The sequence below is a fragment of the Citrobacter sp. C348 genome, assembly GCF_047467975.1.
In the GTDB taxonomy this organism is placed as follows: domain Bacteria; phylum Pseudomonadota; class Gammaproteobacteria; order Enterobacterales; family Enterobacteriaceae; genus Citrobacter; species Citrobacter gillenii.
This window is the reverse complement of record NZ_JASJUJ010000004.1, coordinates 209,414-229,034: the sequence shown is the minus strand read 5'-3', so window position 1 is coordinate 229,034 and position 19,621 is coordinate 209,414. Positions and strand designations below refer to the sequence as shown.

The 19,621-nt window shown below is 53.8% G+C and carries 20 protein-coding genes; 8 read left to right on the top strand and 12 right to left on the bottom strand.

What is annotated here, in order from left to right:
- The first annotated feature begins 142 nt into the window (after positions 1-142).
- Positions 143-490 carry an inner membrane protein YiaB gene (gene yiaB, locus QNN86_RS10100; RefSeq protein WP_182270750.1) on the top strand — a complete coding sequence of 116 codons (348 nt, stop codon included), beginning with the start codon at positions 143-145 and terminating at the stop codon, positions 488-490.
- Between the two features lie 13 nt (positions 491-503).
- Here yiaB and QNN86_RS10095 read toward each other — a convergent pair whose 3' ends face one another.
- Positions 504-1,499 (bottom strand): acyltransferase, encoded by a 996-nt coding sequence (locus QNN86_RS10095; protein WP_182270751.1) that lies wholly within the window; start codon positions 1,497-1,499, stop codon positions 504-506.
- A gap of 175 nt (positions 1,500-1,674) precedes the next feature.
- Here QNN86_RS10095 and QNN86_RS10090 point away from each other — a divergent pair, with 175 nt between their 5' ends.
- The 3 genes from QNN86_RS10090 (at position 1,675) to glyS (ending at position 5,069) form a co-directional block, all read left to right on the top strand.
- Complete coding sequence (locus tag QNN86_RS10090) at positions 1,675-1,983, top strand: YsaB family lipoprotein (RefSeq protein ID WP_115257200.1); 309 nt, start codon at positions 1,675-1,677, stop codon at positions 1,981-1,983.
- A 95-nt stretch (positions 1,984-2,078) separates the two neighbouring features.
- Entirely contained in the window at positions 2,079-2,990 is a 912-nt protein-coding gene (gene glyQ / locus QNN86_RS10085) for a glycine--tRNA ligase subunit alpha (RefSeq protein ID WP_001168551.1), read from the top strand.
- Positions 2,991-2,999: 9 nt separating this feature from the next.
- Positions 3,000-5,069, top strand: coding sequence for a glycine--tRNA ligase subunit beta (gene glyS, locus QNN86_RS10080; RefSeq protein ID WP_115257201.1), 2,070 nt, complete (start codon positions 3,000-3,002; stop codon positions 5,067-5,069).
- Positions 5,070-5,182: 113 nt separating this feature from the next.
- On the opposite strand, the gene cueP is transcribed toward glyS, so the two are convergent.
- From cueP to QNN86_RS10065, 3 genes are all read right to left on the bottom strand, one after another.
- A complete protein-coding gene (cueP, locus tag QNN86_RS10075; protein ID WP_182270753.1) occupies positions 5,183-5,722 on the bottom strand; it encodes a copper-binding periplasmic metallochaperone CueP in 540 nt (179 codons plus the stop codon).
- A gap of 187 nt (positions 5,723-5,909) precedes the next feature.
- On the bottom strand, positions 5,910-6,122 hold the full coding sequence (gene cspA / locus QNN86_RS10070; protein WP_004126446.1) for an RNA chaperone/antiterminator CspA: 213 nt from the start codon (positions 6,120-6,122) through the stop codon (positions 5,910-5,912).
- A gap of 281 nt (positions 6,123-6,403) precedes the next feature.
- Positions 6,404-6,694 carry an HTH-type transcriptional regulator gene (locus QNN86_RS10065; protein WP_182270754.1) on the bottom strand — a complete coding sequence of 97 codons (291 nt, stop codon included), beginning with the start codon at positions 6,692-6,694 and terminating at the stop codon, positions 6,404-6,406.
- Between the two features lie 378 nt (positions 6,695-7,072).
- Here QNN86_RS10065 and QNN86_RS10060 point away from each other — a divergent pair, with 378 nt between their 5' ends.
- Complete coding sequence (locus QNN86_RS10060; protein WP_181618324.1) at positions 7,073-7,783, top strand: DUF3053 domain-containing protein; 711 nt, start codon at positions 7,073-7,075, stop codon at positions 7,781-7,783.
- Between the two features lie 58 nt (positions 7,784-7,841).
- Here the strand turns inward: QNN86_RS10060 and ghrB are convergent, their stop codons facing one another.
- The 6 genes from ghrB to QNN86_RS10030 form a co-directional block, all read right to left on the bottom strand.
- A complete protein-coding gene (ghrB, locus tag QNN86_RS10055; protein ID WP_414211029.1) occupies positions 7,842-8,816 on the bottom strand; it encodes a glyoxylate/hydroxypyruvate reductase GhrB in 975 nt (324 codons plus the stop codon).
- A 22-nt stretch (positions 8,817-8,838) separates the two neighbouring features.
- Complete coding sequence (locus tag QNN86_RS10050; protein ID WP_181618326.1) at positions 8,839-10,119, bottom strand: MFS transporter; 1,281 nt, start codon at positions 10,117-10,119, stop codon at positions 8,839-8,841.
- A 64-nt stretch (positions 10,120-10,183) separates the two neighbouring features.
- Positions 10,184-11,122 carry a sugar kinase gene (locus QNN86_RS10045; RefSeq protein ID WP_414211028.1) on the bottom strand — a complete coding sequence of 313 codons (939 nt, stop codon included), beginning with the start codon at positions 11,120-11,122 and terminating at the stop codon, positions 10,184-10,186.
- 3 nt (positions 11,123-11,125) lie between these two features.
- Positions 11,126-11,875: a sugar phosphate isomerase/epimerase family protein gene (locus tag QNN86_RS10040; protein WP_414211027.1), complete on the bottom strand. Its 750-nt coding sequence runs from the start codon at positions 11,873-11,875 to the stop codon at positions 11,126-11,128.
- A 100-nt stretch (positions 11,876-11,975) separates the two neighbouring features.
- Positions 11,976-12,992 (bottom strand): substrate-binding domain-containing protein, encoded by a 1,017-nt coding sequence (locus QNN86_RS10035; protein WP_182270756.1) that lies wholly within the window; start codon positions 12,990-12,992, stop codon positions 11,976-11,978.
- Between the two features lie 101 nt (positions 12,993-13,093).
- The gene (locus QNN86_RS10030) at positions 13,094-13,756 is read right to left on the bottom strand and encodes an OmpA family lipoprotein (protein WP_045448680.1); all 663 of its coding nucleotides are present in this window, start codon (positions 13,754-13,756) and stop codon (positions 13,094-13,096) included.
- A gap of 160 nt (positions 13,757-13,916) precedes the next feature.
- On the opposite strand from QNN86_RS10030, the gene QNN86_RS10025 reads away from it, so the two are divergent.
- Positions 13,917-16,250 (top strand): molybdopterin guanine dinucleotide-containing S/N-oxide reductase, encoded by a 2,334-nt coding sequence (locus QNN86_RS10025; RefSeq protein WP_414211026.1) that lies wholly within the window; start codon positions 13,917-13,919, stop codon positions 16,248-16,250.
- Here QNN86_RS10025 and QNN86_RS10020 read toward each other — a convergent pair.
- Both QNN86_RS10020 and tag read right to left on the bottom strand, forming a co-directional pair.
- Positions 16,219-16,659, bottom strand: coding sequence for an N-acetyltransferase (locus tag QNN86_RS10020; RefSeq protein WP_181618330.1), 441 nt, complete (start codon positions 16,657-16,659; stop codon positions 16,219-16,221). The genes QNN86_RS10025 and QNN86_RS10020 overlap by 32 nt on opposite strands.
- Positions 16,637-17,218 carry a DNA-3-methyladenine glycosylase I gene (gene tag, locus QNN86_RS10015; protein WP_096759155.1) on the bottom strand — a complete coding sequence of 194 codons (582 nt, stop codon included), beginning with the start codon at positions 17,216-17,218 and terminating at the stop codon, positions 16,637-16,639. The genes QNN86_RS10020 and tag overlap by 23 nt, the downstream gene beginning before the upstream one ends.
- 159 nt (positions 17,219-17,377) lie before the next feature.
- Between tag and QNN86_RS10010 the strand changes: the two genes are divergently transcribed.
- Positions 17,378-18,082 (top strand): autotransporter domain-containing protein, encoded by a 705-nt coding sequence (locus QNN86_RS10010; protein ID WP_182270758.1) that lies wholly within the window; start codon positions 17,378-17,380, stop codon positions 18,080-18,082.
- A gap of 250 nt (positions 18,083-18,332) precedes the next feature.
- The gene (locus tag QNN86_RS10005; RefSeq protein ID WP_096759157.1) at positions 18,333-19,535 is read left to right on the top strand and encodes an MFS transporter; all 1,203 of its coding nucleotides are present in this window, start codon (positions 18,333-18,335) and stop codon (positions 19,533-19,535) included.
- The last annotated feature ends 86 nt before the right edge of the window (positions 19,536-19,621 follow it).

Here is a 19,621-nt window from a genome sequence, read left to right as displayed (position 1 = left end):
GGGGATATCTACAGTCTATGTATTTTTGAAATTAATAATTTGCATGTATGAATCTATTCTGAAAATATAACTTAGTGTTATTTTTCTGTGTTGTCTTTGGTGGGTTATTCATATTGTATCCGTAATGGATAAGGAGATCCCAATGAAGACTACAAGGTTCATGGCATGGCTATTATTCCTTTCGGGTGCACTCATTTACGTTATTGGTTTATGGCGCGCATGTCCTTTGTTGAACGGGAAAGGATACTTTCTGGGTGTCCTGATGACGGGGATGTTCGTGACGTACGCTTATCAGCGTGCTGAAAACCGTAATCAGAATGATGAGCGCTTTGCCCGCACATGTCAGATGGTGGCATTGATAACGGTAGGATTACTGCTGGTGGGGGTGTTGAATGCCCCGTTAACGCTTCTCGAAATAGGGCTATACCCGGCAGCATTCTTCGTGTGTTTAGCGGGGCAAATTATGCTGATGCGCCCGCTAAAAGAGTAACGACGGGGGAATGTTAACTCACCAGTCTGCGAATATCGATGCGTTGCAGCAGAATCGAAAGTAGCAGGCTACCCGCCAGCGTGGCGCTGAAAATCCACAGCATATCCAGCGGCGGCCAGTTCTTAAGCTCGATACCGTTAGTGCGCAGCGCATGAATGATCAACGCGTGGAAACCATAGATACCCAGTGAGTGGCGGGAAATCAGGCCCAGTAAGGGGATAGTGCGTGCGCTGAGGGTGTTTTTGACCAGCGTCAGCAGCGAGACTGCGCAAATAAATACGGCTGGGCCGCAGTAGAGATACCAGGTGTCGGCGAAATTCCCTCGCCAGCGGAGCTCGTATAAGGTTCCGCGAGAGATAACAAAGACGGCGGTGATACACAGTGCCGCACAGACCCAGGTGAGCGCCCGTTTTTGCGTATTTATCATGCCAATCGCCCTGCCCAGCAAGCCGTACAGGATGTAATAGACCGTGTCGCCGCTGATGTACAGGTTGATGGGCAGCCACTCAACGCCCCCCATTTTTAGCGAGACGGTGTTGGGATTAGCAAGGATGCCAAGCACCACCATCAGCGCCAGCAGCATTTTTCCGCTAATATTTTTCACCTGAATCAGCGGTGAGACCAGGTAGATGACGGCGATGGCGAAGAAAAACCACAGGTGATAGAACACCGGTTTTTGCAGCAGATTTTTCAAAGACAGCTCGGCGTTAATTGAGGTGAACAGTGAGATGTAGGCCAGTGCGACGGCGCTATAAAACAGAACGCAGAGCGCAATACGGAGAAAATGTCGCGGCTGGGCGCTGCGCTCGCCAAAGAAAAGAAAGCCTGAAATCATGAAAAACAGCGGTACGCTGACGCGTGAAGCTGAATTGAGCACATTGGCAAGATCCCAGGTTAACGGGCTGACGCTGTGCGCATTGGTGATGTACCAGGTGGTGGTATGGATCATAACCACCATTAAACAGGCAATCCCGCGCAGGTTATCAATCCAGAAAATTTTGGGCTGCATCAGTTCCTCTGTTTCCATTAAAAAAAGTCTGACTGGCATTTCGCGGATGTATCTCACTGGAATAATCTGAGTTTTTACGCTAAAGCTTGTGATGGTCCGATGAGATTCTCAAAATAGGATCCGTTTCCAGACAGTAATAATAATAAGACTGACCCGCAAATCAGAGGGTAATAAAATGATGATGAAGTATTTCTTTCCCGCGATGGCTGCCCTCCTGCTGGCAGGATGCGCGGACCCACAGCCGCCGGCACCGACTCAGAAAGCGCAAAAGGCCAAAGTGAGCTCTTCACGTTCGCTGGATATGGAAGCATTATGCAAAAATGAAGCGGCTGAACGTTATAACACCGGGACGCAGAAAATAGACGTAACCGGCTTCGAACAGTTCCAGGGCAGCTATGAGATGCGTGGTTCTACCTTCCGTAAAGAGAGTTTTGTCTGCTCATTTGACGCAGACGGGCAGTTTTTGCACCTTTCCATGCGCTAAGTTCCTCCTTTTTCCCGTTTCGTACTGTATATCTTGCAGCCAGCGGGTATACTGATCGCTTCCTTTAAATCCACACGTATCCAGCACGAAATAATATGCAAAAGTTTGATACCAGGACCTTCCAGGGCTTGATCCTGACCTTACAGGATTACTGGGCTCGCCAGGGCTGCACCATTGTTCAACCATTGGACATGGAAGTCGGCGCGGGGACTTCTCACCCAATGACCTGCCTGCGCGCGCTGGGGCCGGAGCCGATGGCGACTGCTTATGTGCAGCCTTCTCGTCGTCCGACCGACGGTCGCTATGGCGAAAACCCGAACCGCTTACAGCATTACTATCAGTTCCAGGTCGTCATTAAGCCGTCCCCGGACAACATTCAGGAGCTGTACCTTGGTTCGCTGAAAGAGCTGGGTATGGATCCAACCATTCACGACATCCGTTTCGTGGAAGATAACTGGGAAAACCCAACGCTGGGTGCCTGGGGTCTGGGTTGGGAAGTGTGGCTGAACGGCATGGAAGTGACGCAGTTCACCTACTTCCAGCAGGTTGGTGGTCTGGAATGTAAGCCTGTGACCGGAGAAATCACTTACGGTCTGGAACGTCTGGCGATGTACATTCAGGGCGTAGACAGCGTTTACGACCTGGTCTGGAGCGACGGCCCGCTGGGTAAAACCACTTACGGCGATGTGTTCCATCAGAACGAAGTCGAGCAGTCGACTTACAACTTTGAATACGCTGACGTGGACTTCCTGTTCACCTGCTTCGAGCAGTATGAGAAAGAAGCCCAGCAGCTGCTGGCGCTGGAAAACCCACTGCCGCTGCCTGCTTACGAACGTATTCTGAAAGCCGCCCATAGCTTCAACCTGCTGGATGCGCGTAAAGCCATCTCCGTCACCGAGCGTCAGCGTTATATTCTGCGCATTCGCACCCTGACCAAAGCAGTGGCAGAAGCTTACTATGCTTCCCGTGAAGCCCTTGGCTTCCCGATGTGCAACAAAGACAAATAAGAGGCGGCCATGTCTGAGAAAACTTTTCTGGTGGAAATCGGCACTGAAGAGCTGCCACCAAAAGCATTGCGCAGCCTGGCTGAGTCCTTCGCTGCGAACTTCACTGCGGAGCTGGACAATGCTGGCCTCGCACACGGCAACGTAGAGTGGTTTGCTGCGCCGCGTCGTCTGGCGCTGAAAGTGGCTGCCCTTGCTGAATCGCAACCTGACCGTGAAGTAGAAAAGCGCGGCCCGGCGATTGCCCAGGCGTTTGACGCGGAAGGTAAACCGAGCAAAGCGGCAGAAGGTTGGGCGCGCGGTTGCGGTATCACCGTTGATCAGGCTGAACGACTGACCACCGACAAAGGTGAATGGCTGCTGTACCGTGCGCATGTGAAAGGCGAAAGCGCAGAAACGCTGCTGCCAAACATGATTGCCACGTCACTGGCTAAGCTGCCGATCCCGAAACTGATGCGCTGGGGCGCGTCTGACGTCCATTTCGTGCGCCCGGTTCATACCGTCACGCTGCTGCTGGGCGACAAAGTCATCCCGGCAACGATTCTGGGTATTCAGTCCGATCGCGTGATCCGCGGCCACCGCTTTATGGGCGAGCCTGAATTCACCATCGACAATGCCGACCAGTATCCTGAAATCCTGCGCCAGCGCGGCAAAGTCATTGCCGATTACGCCGAGCGTAAGGCAAAAATCAAGGCCGATGCCGAAGAGGCGGCGCGTAAGATTGGCGGTAACGCTGACCTGAGCGAAAGCCTGCTGGAAGAAGTCGCGTCTCTGGTTGAATGGCCGGTGGTGCTGACGGCGAAGTTCGAAGAAAAATTCCTCGCGGTACCGTCTGAAGCGCTGGTTCACACCATGAAAGGTGACCAGAAGTACTTCCCGGTGTACGCGAACGACGGCAAACTGCTGCCGAACTTTATCTTCGTCGCTAACATCGAATCGAAAGATCCGATGCAGATTATTTCCGGTAACGAAAAAGTGGTTCGTCCGCGTCTGGCGGATGCCGAATTCTTCTTCAATACTGACCGCAAAAAACGTCTGGAAGATCATCTGCCACGTCTGCAAACCGTGCTGTTCCAACAGCAACTGGGTACTCTGCGCGACAAGACGGATCGTATTCAGGCGCTGGCGGGCTGGATTGCCGAACAGATTGGCGCTGACGTCAACCATGCCACCCGCGCGGGCCTGCTGTCCAAGTGTGACCTGATGACCAACATGGTCTTCGAGTTCACCGACACCCAGGGCGTGATGGGCATGCACTACGCACGTCATGATGGTGAAGCGGAAGATGTAGCGGTAGCGCTGAACGAGCAATATCAGCCACGCTTTGCCGGTGATGACCTGCCGTCTAACCCGGTGGCCTGTGCGGTAGCCATTGCCGATAAAATGGACACCCTGGCGGGTATCTTCGGTATTGGTCAGCATCCAAAAGGTGACAAAGACCCGTTTGCACTGCGTCGTGCTGCGCTGGGCGTGCTGCGTATCATCGTTGAGAAGAACCTGAACCTCGATCTACAAACGCTGACCGAAGAAGCGGTACGTCTGTACGGTGACAAGCTGTCCAACGCGAACGTAGTGGATGATGTCATCGACTTTATGCTGGGCCGCTTCCGTGCCTGGTATCAGGACGAAGGCTACACCGTTGATACCATTCAGGCGGTGCTGGCGCGTCGTCCGACGCGTCCGGCTGATTTCGACGCACGTATGAAGGCGGTTTCGCACTTCCGTACGCTGGAAGCCGCGTCTGCGCTGGCTGCAGCCAACAAACGTGTTTCTAACATCCTCGCGAAAACGACAGAGCCGCTGAACGACCGTGTGAATGCAGCAACGCTGAAAGAGCCGGAAGAAATTACGCTGGCGATGAAGGTTGTAGTACTGCGTGACAAGCTGGAGCCTGCGTTTGCTGAGGGTCGCTATCAGGAAGCGCTGGTTGAACTGGCCGAACTGCGCGAACCGGTTGATGCGTTCTTCGAGAAAGTAATGGTTATGGTGGAAGATAAGGATTTACGTATCAACCGTCTCACCATGCTCGAAAAACTGCGTGAGCTGTTCCTGCGCGTGGCGGATATTTCGCTGCTGCAGTAACGGTCCTGAGCTGACTTAGAAAATGCCGGATGGCGGCTCCGCCTTATCCGGCCTACAAGATAAACACCAGTAGGCCGGATAAGCATTGCGCCATCCGGCATTTTTTTATGTCGCTAGCGCAGCTGCAATTCCGTCAGACAGGTCTGGCTGTCATTCATCGTCTTGATGGCGTGAGACGCTTTTTTGCCGTTGTAGCTCACTTCAATCGTGCCTTCCATATTGCGCGGCAGCCATACGCCGATAAAACCATTGCGGTAGCTGGTCATTGCTTTCTGCACCACGACGTCACCCTTACTATCCGTCACTTTGACATCAAAGGTCTTCTCAGGCATTTCTCCCTTGCAGCCAGAAAGGCTGTGGTTAAAGCAGGGGTGCGTTTGCCATTCGTACGGGGCAAAGGAGAGATAGAACTTGTCACCGAGCGGCAGCGTATAAACCTGCTCACCGGAGGAGAGCTTTAGTTCGGTGCTGGTGATGGAGGCAGAATAGGGCAGTGGTCGACTCTGAGGCGACTGGTCAATGGCATCGACAATTTGCTCGACGGATTTCCCGCTTAGCCCATGTTGCGCCAGAAAGGTTGATTCCGGGGTCGCCGCGAATACGGAGCTGGTCGTGAGTAAACCGAGTAACAGCAGCAATGAGGATTTCGACATAGCTTCAATTCCTTGTGAAAATTGTGGAATACATGCCGACGTACTATAAAGCTTACCCTTAGGGAAAGGTCAAAGGTGCGGTGGGTAAAGTAATGCAAAGAAGAACGCTGGGGAAATTTATTGCAAAAAACAGATAAAAAAAATCCCCGCCGTTTGGCAGGGATCCAGAATTTTGAGCTTTTTAAGCTTACAGGCTGGTTACGTTGCCAGCTGCCGGGCCTTTAGCGCCGCTTTCGATGGTGAAGGAAACTTTCTGACCTTCGTCCAGAGATTTGTAGCCTTCGTTCTGGATAGCAGAGAAGTGTACGAACACGTCTTTTGAGCCATCGTCAGGAGTGATGAAACCGAAGCCTTTATCAGCGTTGAACCATTTTACGATACCAGTCATTTTACCGGACATAGTGTATTACCTTTTAAAAAATAAGTGTGCCTTTCGGCGATATGGCGTGCTTTACAGATTTTTTAACAGTAAAGGAAAATGCTCACTACGAAGGGTATCAATGATAACTCTTGAAGGGACTTGCCTTACTAAACTGCTGTAATGGTCTGTACGTCAAACCGTTGAGTGCATTAACTCATTTTACGCCGGAGGATGCAACTACTATTTTCTTTTTTGTTGCTGGAGCCGGTGGTAGGACGGTCCATTTACAGGACCGTCCTGAAGAAAAACAAGAAAAAACATCAATCCATCAACTGCTTACTTAATCTCGGGTCGGCCTGAATCAGGCGCATCAATTTCAATTCGGTACTGGAAGGCTTTATGCGTTTAGACTCCCACTCATGAACCATCGCCACCGTTACGCCCATTACTCGGGCAAAATCATCTGTTTTTAAACCCGTCCCTCGTCGTAGCTGTTCAAATTCGGTAAACGGGTTGGCTTTTTGCGTCAAGGTGACGGTCTGCGATACATCTTTAAAAACAATCTGTTCCAGACTGCTAAGCAGTTCAAGCATAGGATCTTTATATTCCATTGAGGACTCCTAAAATCACACAGCGGGATCGTGAATTTCATCGAAGCTCATTAAGAATAGTCGCAAAAAAAGACGCCGGGCGTGGGGGGCGCGCGGTGGGCGCGTTTCAGCGGATCGCGGTGGCCGACCTGTAGTTTGCTAACGATCTGATAACGGTCGGGATCTCCTCTCGGCCAAACTCATTTGTAAAGATGACAAAATTTTTACACCATTCGGCTGATGGCGCATTGTTCAGCAAAACGCAGGGCCACCGAAACGGGTATTTTCCCCGACAAGATTACGCGGAAAAGGTATCTTGCGGGGCTGACCTGGACTATCCTTGTCATCGTCAGGCACGCGGGTGTCGTTGTGCGCATTTTTGGGTGAAGGAGTATTAAAATGGCGACAGGTAAGTCCTGCTCTCGCTGGTTTGCGCCTGTTTTGGCGCTCTTAATGGTAGTTGGCCTGAGTGGGTGTTTTGATAAAGAAGGCGATCAACGCAAAGCGTTTGTCGATTTCCTGCAGAATACTGCAATGCGTAGCGGAGAGCGTTTACCGACGCTGACCGCCGATCAGAAAAAACAGTTTGGCCCGTTTGTCTCCGATTACGCGATTCTTTATGGTTATTCACAGCAGGTGAATCAGGCGATGGACTCCGGTCTGCGCCCGGTTGTGGATAGCGTAAATGCCATCCGTGTTCCTCAGGATTACGTGACTCAGCGTGAACCGCTGCGTCAGGCAAATGGTGCGCTGGGCGTGTTAGGGCAACAGCTGCAGAATGCGAAGCTGCAGGCTGATGCTGCGCGCGGTGCACTGAAGCAAAGCGACGACCTGAAACCTGTCTTTGATCAGGTCTACAGCAAAGTCGTGACGGCTCCGTCAGAGGCACTACAGCCGCTGATTCCTGCCGCGCAGATCTTTACGCAGCAACTGGTACAGGTGGGTGATTTTATCGCGCAGCAGGATACGCAGGTGAGCTTTGTGGCGAACGGTATCCAGTTCCCGACCTCACAACAGGCAAGTCAGTACAACACGCTGATTGGCCCGCTGGCAGCCCAGCATCAGGCATTTAATCAAGCCTGGACTGCTGCGGTGAACGCAGCCCAGTAATTCAGGGAATAATGGTATACAGAATGCCGGGTACGCAGTAGCGCCACCCGGCATTTTTTTATCCTGCCACCTGTGGATTCACACAGTTTTTCTCGACGTTCCCTTGCAGCGCATCAATTAAGTTATCTACCGCACAGGCTGCCATGTTGTAGCGGGTTTCATGGGTTGCCGAACCAATATGCGGTAGCGCCACCACGTTTGGTAACGACAGCAGCGGAGAGTCTACCGGCAGCGGTTCTTGTTCAAACACATCCAGGCCGGCGGCATGAATTTCCCCGCTTTGCAGGGCGGCAATCAGTGCGGTTTCGTCCACGACTGGGCCACGTCCAGCGTTGATGAAAATGGCGGAGGACTTCATTTTGGCGAACTGCGCGGCGCCAAACAGATGGTGAGTCTCATCCGTTAGCGGCAGGATCAGACAGACAAAATCCGATTCCTGTAACAGCGTATCCAGATTGCAGTAGCGCGCGTTGAAGCGCTCTTCCGCTTCCTTATGCTGGCGGCGTGCATTGTAGAGAATGGGCATGCCAAAGCCGAAATGGGCGCGTTGTGCCAGTGCGAGGCCGATGCGGCCCATACCGACAATCCCTAACGTTTTGTGATGTACATCGGTGCCGAACCAATCCGGCCCGATGCTCTTGGTCCATTCACCTACTTTCACGCGTTCAGCCACCTCGACTACGCGGCGAGCCGTGCTTAACACCAGTGCCATTATCGTATCCGCCACGGTTTCGGTCAGTACGGTTGGGGTGTGCATCAGTAAGACATTACGGGCGTTAAGCGCCTCGACGTCGAAATTGTCATAACCTACGGAGATCGTTGAGGTTGCGCGCAGTCTGGGCATGTTCTCCAGCAGGGCGCTATTGACGGTTTCGCTGGAGCCCAGCAGACCTTCCGCACTGGCGAAGGCCTGCGCGTGCTGTGCGACCGTTTCCGGGCGCAGGTTAAGCACTTGAGTCACCGAAAAATGTGCTTCCAGGCGCTGCAGTAAATCGTCAGGTAACGCTTTGTAGAGAATAATGGACGGCTTCATGCGAATCTCCGTAAGTTAAAATTTAAGCGTGGCGTGCGCCAATGGGTAGTTGCTGATTATTAGCAGGCTTAACAATTAAAGTTAGCCACACTGAGACAAAAAGCGCCACCCCCATAAAAATGTACGAGGCGGATGGGCTGCCGGTGGTGCCATTGAGGTAGCCAACAAACCAGGAACCAAAGAATGAGCCCAGCGCGCCCATACTGTTAATCAGCGCCATGGCGCCCCCGGCGACGTTACGCGGCAGCATTTCAGGAATGATGGCGAAGAAGGGACCATACGGGGCGTACATCGCCGCACCGGCTATCACCAGCAGGGTGTAAGACATCCAGAAGTGGTCAGCGCCAACGGCCCAGGAGCCAATAAAGGCACACGCGGCGATCAGTAACAGCGGCCAGACAAACAGCTTACGATTTTGCAGTTTGTCGGAAGCCCATGAGGCCAAAATCATCGCGATGGTGGCGGCCAGATACGGGACCGATGAAAGCCAGCCCACTTCTACCATGCCGAGATTCGCGCCGCCGCTGCGGATAATTGACGGCAGCCACAACACAAAACCGTAAACGCCGATACTCCAGGTAAAATACTGCATACACAGCAGGATCACATTGCGTGAGCGGAAGGCCTCACCATAGTTACGCACGGCTTTAATTCCCTGCTGCTCTTGTTCCAGCTGTGCCTGCAGCGCGCTTTTTTCGGACTCCGTCAGCCAGCCCACCTGGGAAGGTTTGTCTTTGACCAGCACCCACCAGCAGAACGCCCAGATGACGGCCGGAAAGCCTTCGATGATGAACATTTCACGCCAGCCGAGCGCCTGAATCAAATAACCCGAAACGACGGACATCCACAGCACGGTGACCGGGTTACCGAGGATCAGGAAGGTGTTGGCGCGTGAACGCTCGGATTTGGTAAACCAGTTGCTGATATAAATCAGCATCGCGGGCATGACGGCGGCTTCTACGACGCCAAGAATAAAACGGATGGCGGCAAGCATGGGGATGTTACTGACCATTCCGGTCAGCGAGGCGCACCCCCCCCACAGGATCAGGCAGATAAAAATGAGTTTTCGTACGCTGCGGCGCTCGGCGTAAATTGCGCCTGGGATCTGGAAAAAGAAATAGCCGAGGAAAAACAGGGCACCCAGCAGGGAAGAGATCCCTTTGGTAATGCCAAGATCCTCGTTAATGCCTGCGGCGGAGGCGAAGCTGAAGTTCGCGCGGTCGAGATACGCCAGGCTGTACGTGATAAACACGATTGGCATGATGTACCACCAGCGTTTTGCTGCATTGGTTGAGCTATTCATAGACTGCCCTCTGGTTATGCTGTTACGCCGCCTCTGTATGTAGGGTACAGAGTGGGCCGGGGGTTTATTCCGCTAATTGTTCACGTGTGGGTAATCCTTCGCTGTCGCCCTGAACCTGTATGGCCAGGGCGCCAATTTTATTGCCTCGGGTCACCGCCTGATGCAGTAAGTGCCCTTCCAGCAGTGCGCTGATGACGCCGACCGCAAAGCCATCGCCCGCGCCGACGGTATCGACCACGTTGTCGACCTTCACCGGTGCGACGCAGCCCTGCTCGCCGTTGTCTGCCTTATACCAGGCGCCATCGGCACCTGTTTTAACAATCACTGCCTTCACGCCATGGCGCAGATAAAAGTCAGCGATGCCTTCAGGCGTCTGTTGTCCCGTCAAAATCATGCCCTCTTTTAACCCCGGCAGAACCCAGTCGGCCTGGAATGCGAGTCGGTTGAGTTTCTCCACCATCTCCGCTTCGCTGTTCCACAGCACCGGGCGTAAATTGGGATCGAACGAGATAGTCTTACCCTGGGCTTTCATGGTGCGGGCGGTATGGGCCAGCAGTTCGTAAGAACTGGCGGACAGCGCTGCCGCCACGCCACTCAGGTGCAGGTGGCGTGCGCTGGAGAAGTACGCTTCGTGATAATCCTCCATGCCAAGATGGCTGGCGGCTGAGCCTTTGCGAAAATATTCCACGATGGGATCGGTTCCATTTTCGACTTTAGATTTCAGCTGAAAGCCGGTTGCGTAGCGTCCATCCTGGGTGACTCCCTGCGCATCAATCCCTTCTTTTTCCAGCGACTTAATAATAAAACGGCCAAAACTGTCGTGACCTACGCGACTCACCCAGCCGACCTTCAGGCCCAGACGGGCAAGGCCGGTTGCCACGTTAAGCTCTGCGCCCGCGACCCGTTTGATAAATGTCTCTACATCCGCCAGTTCGCCGGTTTGCGTGGCGACAAACATCGTCATTGCTTCGCCAATGGTGACGACATCCAGTGAATTTTTCATGTGTTACTCCTCGCGTAGCAGTTCGACGTAGTGACGGGTCACCGCCGCTAAGTCGTGCCCTTCCAGGGGGAATTCAATGCCGCGCGGGACGTCCGTGGGCAGCGTGTTTAACAGTGCCAGCCAGCGCGGGTCTGCCCGATCGGGCGCAACGGCACGGAAGCTGTCGAGATGCGGAGTGGCAGCCTTCACATGGATATACCCCACGGTTGAGGCGAGCGCCTGCGCGGCGTCTTCGGGGGAGTCGCCGACCCACAGCCAGTTGCCCATATCAAAGGTCAGGGATACCGGCAGATCCTGCTTCTGGCAGGCATCCCTGAAGTGCAGCATAGGCTGCAGTCGTCCGCAGGACGTTTGATCGTTCTCGACCACCAGTTCCATACCGCTGTCGTTGAGCCACTCACGCAGTGTGTCGAATTGCTGAGTATGGGAAAAATGACCCAGAGAGACTTTTAACCATAACGCCTGCAACGTTTGGGCTTCCTGAAGGAGTGCCGGCAGGTGGGGATTGAGATGACCATCTTGTAGAAATAGCGGTTCTGGCGCGGAGTAGCAGGCCAGCAGGCCGAAGATTTCAATCGCGGATGCCAGGGTTGGCAGCGTTTTAAGCTCGGCATCGCTCAGCATTTCGCGGCGGATTTCAACGCCGTCAGCGCCAGCTTCAGCAATAATAGGCAGCATGGCAGTTTGCCCGCCAACTGCATGCACCTGGTCGTAGCCGTAAGCGGCGGTGACCACCATAATTTTTCTTTTCATGGAAACTCCAACTTTCGCATTCTTGCTATAACGCTAGATGGAACCGGTTCCAAAGAAAAGACTATGATGCTGAATTTATGATCACCATCACGAAGGGAATTTAACGGGCGGTAGACCCGCGAACGATCAGCTCACCGGAGAAAACCTGTTCCTGAACAGCATCCGATTTACCATCGATCCGGCGTACAACCTGCTCAACGGCGGTATAGCCAATCTGCCAGGTAGGCTGTTTCAGGGTGGTGATGCCGACGCCAGCCAGTTCGGCCCATTCCAGTTCGTCAAAACCGAGCAGGCCGATGTCGCTGCCCCAGTTGAGGCCAATACGCTTCAGCGAGCGGGCCACCTGCAGCGTGAGCGCGCCGTTGGCAGAGATAACGGCCTTACGCATTCCGCGATGCTGCTGATGAAACTGACGCAGTGTGTCATCCAGTTGCGTATTTTCCGCCAGCGAAACCTCGGCATTTTCGGCGATAATGCCGGGATATCGCGCCAGAGTGGCGCGAAATGCGCTCAGACGTTCGCGTCGGGTGTTAACCATCCCCAACGGCTCGCTGAGGAACAGAATAGCTTCGAAGCCTTGTTCAATCAGGTGCTCAGTGGCAACTGTCGCCGCCTGGGTGTTATCCAGACCGACCATATCACAGGCGAAATCCGGAATTTTACGGTCAATCAACACCATCGGTAGTGCAGACTGTTGCAGGCGGTTCAGCCCTTCTTCGCGCATGCCGACGGCATTCACCACAATCCCCTCAACCTGATAGCTGCGCAGCAGATCGAGATAATGCAGCTCCTGGTCCACTTCGTTATTGGTATTACAGACCAGCGGGGTAAAGCCTTTTTCGCGACAGGCAGCTTCGATACCGCTTAACACGTTAACGGAGTAGGGGTTGGTAATGTCGGCGATAATCAGGCCTATCAGACGGGTACGGCCATGCTTCAGGCCTCGTGCCATCAGGCTGGGGCGATAGTCGAGTTCGGCAATGGCGTGTTCAATGCGGGCCAACAGCGCGTCGGAAAGCAGATGCTTCTCACCGTTGAGGTAGCGTGAAATGCTGGTCTTACCCGTTTTTGCGGCTTTCGCTACGTCGCTGATGGTGGCTCGTGTTGATTTACTCATCGCTGATTTCCCTGAATTTAGTGTGAACACCTTATCGTGAAAATCAACGATGGCAAGTGCTTCATGCCGGATAAGGCGCAGCCTGTCTCCGGCACAAAACGTTACTGAATTGGACTCAACGTGATCTCTACGCGGCGGTTTTGTGCTTTACCTTCCGCGGTGCTGTTGCTGGCTATTGGATTCGCCGGGCCCATTCCACGGGTGCGGATACGGTTAGCTTCCACACCCTGAGTGATCAGGGCGCTGGCAACGGAGTCCGCACGCTGCTGTGACAGACGCATGTTCAGATCCTGGCTGCCGGTGCTGTCGGTGAAGCCCAATACGTTGACCGCGGTTTTATTGTACTCTTTCAGTACCATAGCCACGCCGGTCAGGGTGTTGGCCCCGGCAGGTTTCAGGTTGGCGCTGCTGCTGTCGAAGGTGACGTTGTTGGGCATATTCAGAATGATGTTATCGCCACTGCGCGTCACGCTCACGCCGGTTCCCTGCATTTTTTCGCGCAGTTTTGCTTCCTGCACGTCCATGTAGTAACCGATACCACCACCCACGGCGGCCCCTGCGGCTGCGCCAATCAACGCGCCTTTGCCGCGATCTTTCTTCGACGAGGAGAGCGCGCCAATGCCCGCACCCACCAGCGAACCAATGCCCGCCCCCATGCCGGATTTACCCGCTTCGCGTTCACCGGTGTAAGGGTTTGTTGTGCAGCCAGAAACCGCCAGGGCGCCGCTCACGATGGCAGCAATCACAAATACACGTTTCTTCATCTTAATTCCTTAATGACTTTTTTATTCTTTACCACAGCGACTGTGGCGGTTGATTATGACGTGTGAACATGAAGAAAATTCCAGGGAAGACTCTGAAATTTGTAAGTAACATTGAACGGCATAATAAATAAGCCGTCACATCGCATTCAGGAGCGCCATCTTGGCTAATTCACCCGCACATTACTCGGTATTAACCGCCGCCCACTGGGGACCCATTCTTGTTGAAACCGATGGCGACACGGTTTTCTCCTCGCGTGGCGCATTGCCCACTTCACAGCCCAATTCGTTGCAGACCGTGGTGCGCGATCAGGTACACAGCAAAACGCGGGTGCGTTTTCCGATGGTGCGTAAAGGCTTTCTGGCCTCGCCGGAGGCCCCACAGGGTGTGCGCGGGCAGGATGAGTTTGTCCGTGTCAGTTGGGATGAGGCGCTGAATCTGATCCATACCCAGCATAAGCGCATTCGCGACAGTTACGGTCCGTCCTCCATTTTTGCCGGTTCGTACGGTTGGCGTTCGAACGGAGTGTTACACAAGGCCGCGACCCTGCTGCAGCGGTATATGGCGCTGGCGGGTGGTTATACCGGCCATTTGGGGGATTACTCAACGGGGGCGGCGCAGGCCATCATGCCGTACGTCGTGGGCGGGAACGAAGTCTATCAGCAGCAGACCAGTTGGCCCGTCGTACTGGAGCACAGCGACGTGGTGGTGCTTTGGAGCGCGAATCCGCTCAACTCCCTGAAGATTGCCTGGAACGCCTCTGATGAGCAGGGGCTCGCGTACTTTGAGGCGTTACGCAACAGCGGTAAACGCCTGATCTGCATTGATCCGATGCGATCGGAGAGCGTGGATTTCTTTGGTGACAAAATGGAGTGGGTCGCCCCGCATATGGGTACCGATGTCGCCCTGATGCTCGGCATTGCCCATACGCTGGTGGAAAACGGCTGGCAGGACGAGGCGTTTCTTGCCCGCTGTACCACCGGTTATGAACGATTTGCCGACTATCTTGTGGGGAAATCCGATGATGTCGCCAAAACGGCAGAGTGGGCTGCGGAGATTTGTGGTGTACCTGCGGCGAAAATACGTGAACTGGCAGAAATATTTCACCAAAATACCACCATGCTGATGGCCGGGTGGGGTATGCAACGTCAGCAGTATGGTGAACAAAAGCACTGGATGATCGTCACGTTGGCCGCCATGCTTGGGCAAATTGGCACGCCTGGCGGTGGTTTTGGTCTCTCTTATCATTTTGCTAACGGCGGCAATCCGACGCGTCGCGCGGCGGTGCTCGCCTCCATGCAGGGGAGCGTAAAAGGTGGCACCGATGCGGTGGATAAAATCCCGGTTGCGCGCATCGTTGAGGCTCTGGAAAACCCCGGAGGGTTCTACCAACACAACGGTATGGACCGCCATTTCCCGGACATCCGCTTTCTCTGGTGGGCGGGTGGGGCAAACTTCACCCATCATCAGGATACCAATCGTCTGATTCGCGCCTGGCAAAAGCCAGAGCTGGTGGTGATCTCCGAGTGTTTCTGGACTGCGGCGGCGAAGCATGCCGATATCATTTTGCCCGCCACCACCTCTTTTGAGCGCAACGACCTCACCATGACCGGTGATTACAGTAATCAGCATCTGGTGCCGATGAAGCAGGTTGTGCCGGCACGCGATGAGGCGCGCAATGATTTTGATGTCTTTGCTGAACTCAGCGAGCGCTGGGAGCTGGGCGGGTATGAACGGTTTACGGAAGGCAAAAATGAGCTGGAATGGCTGGAGACCTTTTACAAGATTGCCGGGCAGCGCGGGGCCAGCCAGCAGGTGACGTTGCCGCCCTTTGCCGAGTTCTGGCAGGCCAACAGGCTTATCGAAATGTCTGAAAGTGCCGCCAACGCGCAGTTTATTCGCTTTGCTGATTTTCGCCGTGACCCGCAGGCGCATCCGCTGAAAACCGACAGCGGCAAAATCGAAATCTACTCGCAGAAGATTGCAAGTTACGGCTACGCGGATTGTGCAGGGCACCCGATGTGGCTGGCGCCGGATGAATGGTTCGGTAATGCTGAGCCCGAGCAATTACAGGTGCTGTCGGCCCATCCGGCGCACCGTTTGCACAGCCAGTTGAATTACAGCACGTTACGCGAGCAGTACGCGGTGGCGGATCGTGAACCGGTGACCATTCACCCGCAGGATGCGAGGGCGCGGGGGATTGCCGATGGCGACACGGTCAGGGTGTGGAATCATCGCGGGCAAATTCTGGCCGGGGCGGTGGTGACGACAGGCATCAAAGCGGGCGTGATTTGTATCCACGAGGGCGCCTGGCCAGATTTGGACCTGTCCGCAGGGGGTATTTGTAAGAATGGCGCGGTGAATGTGCTGACCTGCGATCTCCCCAGCTCGAAGCTGGGGAATGGCTGCGCGGGCAACACCGCGCTGGCGTGGCTGGAAAAGTACACCGGGCCCGCACTGGCGCTTACGGCGTTTGATCCGCCTGCCAGTTCATAATCCACGTGGGGTGATGCGTCTCTTCCTGCCATGCGCTGTCTTCAATACGAAAACCCAGCGCATGGTAGAAATTCACCGCCGACTGGTTCTTCTGATAAACCTCAAGGCTGAGTAACGAAAAGCGCTGCTGGACATGCTGCACCAGCGCTTTGCCGATCCCGCTTCTGATGGCGGTAGGTTCAACAAACAGTGCGCCCAAAAAGCGCGCTTCCATCACGCTGGCAAAACCTTTGAGCACGCCGCTTTCTTCCCACACCCAGGTTTGTGCGGCGGGCAGGTAGACGTCGCGGACAATGGGCTCACTCTCGCGCCAGTAGCGTTCTTCAATAAATGGATGAGCATAGATTGTGCTTTCCATCCATAGCGCCAGAATTGGCGCCAGATCGTCAGGCGTTGATTGGCGAATCATGTTGACCCTCCGGGTAGCAAATACAGCCGGTGACATGGTCGTTGACCAGCCCGCATGCCTGCATAAAGGAGTAACAGATGGTGGTGCCGACAAACTTAAAGCCGCGCTTTTTTAACGCTTTTGAGAGCGCGTCAGACGCAGGGGTTGAGGTGGGGATGTCGCTCAGGCTGGCGGCGCGCGTCAGCTGCGGTTGATGATCAACGAACGACCAGACAAACTCGCTAAACGGTTCGCCGTTTTGCGCCATCGCCAGGTAGGCGCGTGCGTTGCCGATAATGGCCTGAATTTTCCCTCGATGACGAATAATGCCGGCATCCAGCACCAGCCTTTCGACATCATCTTCGGTCATCGCGGCAACGGCGACGGGATCGAAATGGTGGAAAGCATGACGATAGTTTTCCCGTTTCTTCAGGACGGTTATCCACGATAACCCCGCCTGCTGCCCCTCCAGACAGATCATCTCGAACAGCTTTTGACCGTCGGTTTCGGGGACACCCCACTCCTTGTCGTGATAGGCAATGTATAGTGGATCCTGACTGACCCAGCCGCAACGCTGCATATTCTTCCTCGCTGTTTTTACTGGCGTAAAAATTTCATTCGGCTCGCCTTGACGCGCCCGCTAAAAAGACAATATTTAATACAGGGCCTGATGTGCCCGATATCCTTCACACAATGACAATAATATCGCCGAATTCGGCTCTTTTCTGGAGTCGCGTTGATGATTATAAGAAACAGTAGTGGTCGCCAGAGGTTCAGCCTTCTGATGAGCGTCGTGGTCTGTGCGCTGTCTACCCATACGGCCTATGGCTGGCAACAAGAATATATCGTTGATGCTATGTCAGGTCATACGGCTGAACGTTATACATGGGACAGCGATCACCAACCACGCTATAACGACATACTTGAAGAACGCATTCGTTCCACGAAGAGCGTGGCGGGTCCGGTGGTGAACCTGGCGGACCAAACGACGCTGGATACGACCAGCGGTATGAGTATGGGCTGGAATTTCCCCGTGTCCAGGCAAGTGACGACCGGCCCGATCGCAGCCCTGCATTATGACGGTTCGGCAACGTCCACCTATAACGAGTTTGGCGACAGTGCGACGTCCGTCACGCAGACCGATCCGTTATGGCATGCCAGCGTCAGCACCTTAGGCTGGCGGGTTAATTCGCAGTTTGGCGATGTGCGTCCGTGGGCGCAAATCAGCTATAACCAGCAGTTTGGCGAGAATATCTGGAAGGCGCAATCGGGCCTCAGCCGGATGTCTGCGGCGAGTCAGGACGGCAACTGGCTGGATGTTACCGTGGGTGCCGATATGCTGCTCAATCCTCATATGGCGGCCTATGCTGCGCTCTCTCAGGCGGAAAATAGCACCAATAACAGTGACTATATGTACACCATGGGAGTAAGCGCAAAATTTTAACGCGAACATGCGTAAATAAAACAACTCTGTTACATATTAGAATCAATAATTACACGCGTCTCAGTGATAGCGGACACTCACTTGTGTGAAAAAATCGGTTAGCTGAATAATTGTCTCGTCATTCATTCCGCAATCCAGGCATTTCATTCCGTTCTGATGGCACTTCATGCCGTTTTCCCCTCGTCATAAATGCACTTCGGTATGGTTGTTGGCAGAGAATTTCCCATTTTGCTTATGCAGGAATACTGCCATGAAAACTTCTGATTATCAGCGTACCCGGTGGCTGACTCTGATCGGCACCATCATTACCCAATTTGCCTTAGGTTCGGTTTACACCTGGAGCCTGTTCAATGGTGCGCTTTCTTCAAAGCTGGATGCGCCGGTCAGCCAGGTGGCTTTCTCCTTTGGCCTGTTAAGCCTGGGTCTGGCGATTTCTTCTTCTGTCGCCGGGAAACTTCAGGAACGCTTTGGCGTGAAACGCGTCACCATGGCATCCGGTATCCTGTTGGGCGTGGGCTTCTTCTTAACTGCACACTCAGACAGCCTGATTATGCTGTGGCTGAGTGCGGGCGTGCTGGTGGGCCTGGCGGATGGCGCGGGCTACCTGTTAACGCTTTCTAACTGCGTGAAATGGTTCCCTGAGCGTAAAGGGCTGATTTCTGCCTTTGCTATCGGCTCCTATGGTCTCGGCAGCCTTGGCTTCAAATTTATCGACACTCATCTGCTGGAAACCGTCGGGCTGGAGAAAACCTTTGTTATCTGGGGCGCGATTGTGTTGGTGATGATTGTCTTTGGCTCTACGCTGATGAAAGATGCGCCAAATCAGGAAGTTAAAACGGTGAACGGCGTGGTCGAGAACGACTACACTCTGGCGCAATCGATGCGCAAACCACAGTACTGGATGCTGGCAGTGATGTTCCTGACCGCGTGTATGAGTGGGCTGTATGTCATTGGTGTGGCAAAAGATATTGCACAAACTCTGGCGCATATGGATGTGGCGACAGCGGCCAATGCGGTGACGGTGATTTCCATCGCTAACCTGTCAGGCCGTCTGGTGCTGGGCATCCTGTCCGACAAGATTTCCCGTATTCGCGTTATCACCATTGGTCAGGTTGTTTCGCTGGTCGGTATGGCGGCGCTGTTATTCGCACCGCTGAACGAAGCGACCTTCTTCGCGGCGATTGCCTGTGTTGCTTTTAACTTTGGTGGCACGATTACCGTGTTTCCGTCCCTGGTCAGTGAGTTCTTCGGCCTGAATAATCTGGCTAAAAATTATGGGGTTATCTATCTTGGCTTCGGGATTGGCAGCATCTGTGGGTCCATTATTGCTTCCCTGTTTGGCGGATTTTATGTGACCTTCTGTGTCATCTTTGCGCTGCTCATCATCTCGCTGGCGCTGTCTACCACCATTCGTCAGCCTCAGCGTAGCGTATTTACCGAGGCGCACGCCTGATTCTATTAGCGGTGTCATTAATACCTGGCGCATATATTTACAAAAATATATGCGCCATTTTCATTCTCTATAAGCACTTTTGCGTT

Coding starts and splice junctions, on each gene's coding strand:
- yiaB (WP_182270750.1), top strand. CDS start 143: ATGAAGACTACAAGGTTCATGGCATGGCTATTATTCCTTTCGGGTGCA.
- QNN86_RS10095 (WP_182270751.1), bottom strand. CDS start 1,499: ATGCAGCCCAAAATTTTCTGGATTGATAACCTGCGCGGGATTGCCTGT.
- QNN86_RS10090 (WP_115257200.1), top strand. CDS start 1,675: ATGATGATGAAGTATTTCTTTCCCGCGATGGCTGCCCTCCTGCTGGCA.
- glyQ (WP_001168551.1), top strand. CDS start 2,079: ATGCAAAAGTTTGATACCAGGACCTTCCAGGGCTTGATCCTGACCTTA.
- glyS (WP_115257201.1), top strand. CDS start 3,000: ATGTCTGAGAAAACTTTTCTGGTGGAAATCGGCACTGAAGAGCTGCCA.
- cueP (WP_182270753.1), bottom strand. CDS start 5,722: ATGTCGAAATCCTCATTGCTGCTGTTACTCGGTTTACTCACGACCAGC.
- cspA (WP_004126446.1), bottom strand. CDS start 6,122: ATGTCCGGTAAAATGACTGGTATCGTAAAATGGTTCAACGCTGATAAA.
- QNN86_RS10065 (WP_182270754.1), bottom strand. CDS start 6,694: ATGGAATATAAAGATCCTATGCTTGAACTGCTTAGCAGTCTGGAACAG.
- QNN86_RS10060 (WP_181618324.1), top strand. CDS start 7,073: ATGGCGACAGGTAAGTCCTGCTCTCGCTGGTTTGCGCCTGTTTTGGCG.
- ghrB (WP_414211029.1), bottom strand. CDS start 8,816: ATGAAGCCGTCCATTATTCTCTACAAAGCGTTACCTGACGATTTACTG.
- QNN86_RS10050 (WP_181618326.1), bottom strand. CDS start 10,119: ATGAATAGCTCAACCAATGCAGCAAAACGCTGGTGGTACATCATGCCA.
- QNN86_RS10045 (WP_414211028.1), bottom strand. CDS start 11,122: ATGAAAAATTCACTGGATGTCGTCACCATTGGCGAAGCAATGACGATG.
- QNN86_RS10040 (WP_414211027.1), bottom strand. CDS start 11,875: ATGAAAAGAAAAATTATGGTGGTCACCGCCGCTTACGGCTACGACCAG.
- QNN86_RS10035 (WP_182270756.1), bottom strand. CDS start 12,992: ATGAGTAAATCAACACGAGCCACCATCAGCGACGTAGCGAAAGCCGCA.
- QNN86_RS10030 (WP_045448680.1), bottom strand. CDS start 13,756: ATGAAGAAACGTGTATTTGTGATTGCTGCCATCGTGAGCGGCGCCCTG.
- QNN86_RS10020 (WP_181618330.1), bottom strand. CDS start 16,659: ATGATTCGCCAATCAACGCCTGACGATCTGGCGCCAATTCTGGCGCTA.
- tag (WP_096759155.1), bottom strand. CDS start 17,218: ATGCAGCGTTGCGGCTGGGTCAGTCAGGATCCACTATACATTGCCTAT.
- QNN86_RS10010 (WP_182270758.1), top strand. CDS start 17,378: ATGATTATAAGAAACAGTAGTGGTCGCCAGAGGTTCAGCCTTCTGATG.
- QNN86_RS10005 (WP_096759157.1), top strand. CDS start 18,333: ATGAAAACTTCTGATTATCAGCGTACCCGGTGGCTGACTCTGATCGGC.